This window comes from Aestuariivirga sp. (assembly GCF_046093005.1).
Lineage (GTDB): Bacteria > Pseudomonadota > Alphaproteobacteria > Rhizobiales > Aestuariivirgaceae > Aestuariivirga.
The window spans coordinates 1-3,732 of sequence record NZ_JBJTER010000102.1 but is presented as its reverse complement, the minus strand read 5'-3'; the positions used below and the strand labels follow the sequence as shown (position 1 = coordinate 3,732).

Below are 3,732 nucleotides of genomic sequence, written 5' to 3'. Positions count from 1 at the left end.
CCTTCCACGCCCGCGGGCGAGAGGCGGCGGCCGTTGATCAGCAGCAGGGTGCGGTCAGCACCAAGGCCGCGCAGGTTCAGCGTCTGCGAACCCGGGCCGTTGTCGAGCACGAAGCCCTGGAAGGTCGCGTCGATCTGCACGCCCGAGGCGGCTTCCGCGCGCTGCAGGATCTGCGCCGGGTCGAAGGCGCCGACAGCCTGCTGGTTTTCGGTGGTGAGCACCTGGAGCGGCGAAATCGACGAATAGGTGTCGCGCACGATGCGCGAACCGGTCACCGTGATGTTGCCGCTCTGCGAGCGACCCTTGGCATCGGTGCCGACGTCGACTTCCTCTTCCTGCTGACCTTCCTCGGCCTGAGGTTCATCGGCGTCCTGCGCGTAGGCAGGCCCAGCGATCGCGAAAGCGACAGCCGAGGCGGAGAACGCCAGGGCCTTGATCGAATTGCTGTGAAATTTCTTCATGGTCACTCCAGTTGCCCAAACCGGGTGAACGACAGACAACCACCCGCCCCCGCCACATAATTGCCCCATGTGGAAGGCCAGCGCTTCAGTGGTTGTCCAAGTCAGTCCCCGCAGTGACCTTTTTGTGCAATGGCGAAACTTTGATGTCAAAGCGCCCGGTCGCGGTCCTTGAGGTTTTCGGGGGGGTGTTGCGTTAATCCCACATTCAGGGGCGGCGGCGGGCTTTCCCCGCAACATTGTTAGTTTGTGGCTTTGCGAATGTTAAAAGCTAGGGCGGCCTGCACGCAACAAACCGCCCCGCTTGCCGGATAGAACGACGCTTGCTTACAATCTTGCGTAGCCGGATTTTCCGGTAACCGCGCCGCTGTCAGCGAATCGTCATCGTCAACTGCCCGTCACCCTCGTCGATGGCGAGGGTGCTGCCATCGGGCAGTTGCCCCGCCAGCAGCATTTCGGCGAGCGGATCCTGCAGGTAACGCTGCACCGCGCGCTTCAGCGGCCGCGCGCCATAGACCGGATCATAGCCCACCCGCCCAAGCCAGCGCAGCGCCGCCTCGGTCAGATCGAGCGTGATCTTGCGATCCGCCAGCAGCTTCTGCACCCGGCCCACCTGGATCTGGACGATCGGCGCCATGTGCTCCTGCGCCAGACGGTGGAACAGGATGATCTCGTCCAGCCGGTTGAGGAATTCGGGCCGGAAATGCCCGCGCACCACGTCCATCACGTCCTTCTCGACGCTGGCGACTTCGGCCCCGTCGGGCAGGTTGGCGAGATACTGGCTGCCGAGGTTGCTGGTGAGGATGATCAGCGTGTTGGCAAAGTCCACCACCCGGCCCTGCCCGTCGGTCAGGCGGCCATCGTCGAGCACCTGCAGCAGCACGTTGAACACGTCCTGATGGGCCTTTTCGACCTCGTCGAACAGCACCACCTGATAGGGGCGGCGGCGCACGGCCTCGGTCAGCACGCCGCCCTCTTCATAGCCGACATAGCCCGGAGGCGCGCCGATCAGGCGGGCGACGGCGTGCTTTTCCATGAATTCGCTCATGTCGATGCGCACCATCGCGCTGTCGTCGTCGAACAGACACCCGGCAAGCGCCTTGGACAGCTCGGTCTTGCCGACGCCGGTGGGGCCGAGGAACAGGAAGCTGCCCAACGGGCGCCCCGGATCCTGAAGCCCGGCGCGGGCGCGCCGGACGGCCTTGGACACGGCCTCGATAGCCTGCGACTGGCCGATCACCCGCTTGCCGAGGATGCTCTCCATCTGGAGCAGCTTCTCGCGCTCGCCCGCCATCATGCGGTCGACCGGAATGCCGGTCCAGCGGCTGACGACCGAGGCGATGTCCTCCTCGGTCACTTCCTCGCGCAGCATGGCGTTGGCGGCCTGGCCCTGCGCTTCGGCAAGCTGCTTTTCGAGTTCGGGGATGCGCCCGTAGCTGAGCTCCCCGGCCTTCGCCAGATCGCCTTCGCGCTGGGCCTGTTCCAGTTCCAGCCGCGCCGCGTCGAGCGCCTCCTTGATCCGGCCCTCCGCCGCGATCTTGTCGCGCTCGTTCTGCCAGCGGGTGGTGAGTTCAGCGGACTTCTGTTCGAGGTTCGCCAATTCCTCGCGCAGCGCGACCAGACGATCCTTGGAGTTCTGGTCGCTCTCCTTCTGGAGCGCCTGTTCCTCGATCTTCAGCTGAATGATCCGCCGGTCGAGGCCTTCGATTTCCTCGGGCTTGCTTTCCACTTCCATACGGATGCGGCTGGCGGCCTCGTCCATCAGGTCGATCGCCTTGTCGGGGAGGAAGCGGTTCTGGATGTAACGGTCGGACAGCTTCGCCGCCGCGACAATCGCGCCGTCGGTGATGCGCACGCCGTGGTGCAGCTCGTACTTGTCCTTGATCCCGCGCAGGATCGAGATCGTGTCCTCGACCGTCGGCTCGGCGATGAACACCGGCTGGAACCGCCGCTGGAGCGCGGGGTCTTTCTCGACATACTTTTGATACTCGTCGAGCGTGGTCGCGCCGATGCAGTGCAGCTCGCCGCGCGACAAAGCGGGCTTCAGCAGATTCGAGGCATCCATCGAGCCTTCGCTCGCGCCCGCCCCGATCAGGGTGTGCATCTCGTCGATGAACAGGATGATCTGCCCCTCGGCATGCTTGACCTCGTCGAGCACCGACTTCAGCCGCTCCTCGAACTCGCCGCGATATTTCGCGCCCGCGATCAGCGCGCCCATGTCGAGCGACATGAGCGTGCGGCCCTTGAGGCTGTCGGGCACGTCGCCATTGGCGATGCGCAGCGCGAGGCCCTCGGCAATCGCGGTCTTGCCGGTGCCGGGCTCGCCGATCAGGGCGGGGTTGTTCTTGGTGCGGCGGGCGAGGATCTGGATCGTGCGGCGGATTTCCTCGTCGCGGCCGATCACCGGATCGAGCTTCCCGTCACGCGCGGCCTGCGTCAGGTCGCGGGCGAATTTCTGCATTGCATCATAGGTGTTCTCGGCCCCCGCGCTGTCGGCCTTCTTGCCGCCGCGCAGTTGCTCGATGGCGGCGTTGAGCGCCTGTGGAGTCACGCCCGCCGCCTTCAAAGCCTCGCCAGCAGGCGTCGAAGACAGGGCAAGCGCGGTCAGCATCCGCTCAACCGTGACGTAAGAATCGCCCGCCTTGTCGGCGAGCTGTTCGGCGGTGTCGAGCAGCCGCACGGCATCATTATCCAGCCCCGGCGTCGCCTGCGCGCCGCTGCCGGTGACAGCGGGAATCTTGGAAAGGCCTGCGTCCACCGCCGTCGCCGCCAGCGGGGCCTGCCCGCCCGCGCGCTGGATCAGCCCGGCGGCCATGCCCTCGCTGTCCTCCAGCAGGGCCTTGGCGATATGCAGCGGGGTGATGCGCTGGTGATTGAGGCGGATCGCGACGGTCTGGGCGGCTTGCAGAAAGCCCTTCGCGCGGTCGGTGAACTTTTCGAGATTCATTGGTTCTAACCCCTCCAAAGGTTACCGCCAGCAGATAGTGTTGCACAATGGCCACACAAGACCCGGCCCCACAAAAACCCACGCAGCAGGTGTGTTACTCGAATAGGTGGGTTCGCCGCGCGCCCGTGACAAGAGGCCAGTTGCACGCCGTGCAGCCTTGACCTCCCCTGCCCCCGGCGCGACAACGCGCCCGCACGGTTTGGGAGAGACATCCGTCATGAGTTGGTTGAAGCGCGGCGCGATTGCGCTGGTGGGGGTGTTTGTGCTGGCGGTGGCGGGGCTTGCCAGCTGGGAGCCGTTCTTCGCCAGCGCCGCCGCCGCCCCCGC

2 protein-coding genes are annotated in these 3,732 nt (G+C 65.6%); both read right to left on the bottom strand.

All coding sequences use genetic code 11. The features are described 5' to 3' along the window. On the bottom strand, positions 1–461 hold a 461-nt coding region (locus ACKOED_RS08990), incomplete at its 3' end, for a TonB-dependent receptor plug domain-containing protein (protein ID WP_408916263.1). Between the two features lie 367 nt (positions 462–828). Further along, positions 829–3,405: an ATP-dependent chaperone ClpB gene (gene clpB, locus ACKOED_RS08985; protein ID WP_408916262.1), complete on the bottom strand. Its 2,577-nt coding sequence runs from the start codon at positions 3,403–3,405 to the stop codon at positions 829–831. Positions 3,406–3,732: the final 327 nt, after the last annotated feature.

What these genes read in the sequence shown, in the direction of transcription:
- clpB (WP_408916262.1), bottom strand. Translation starts at nt 3,405, where the DNA reads ATGAATCTCGAAAAGTTCACCGACCGCGCGAAGGGCTTTCTGCAAGCC.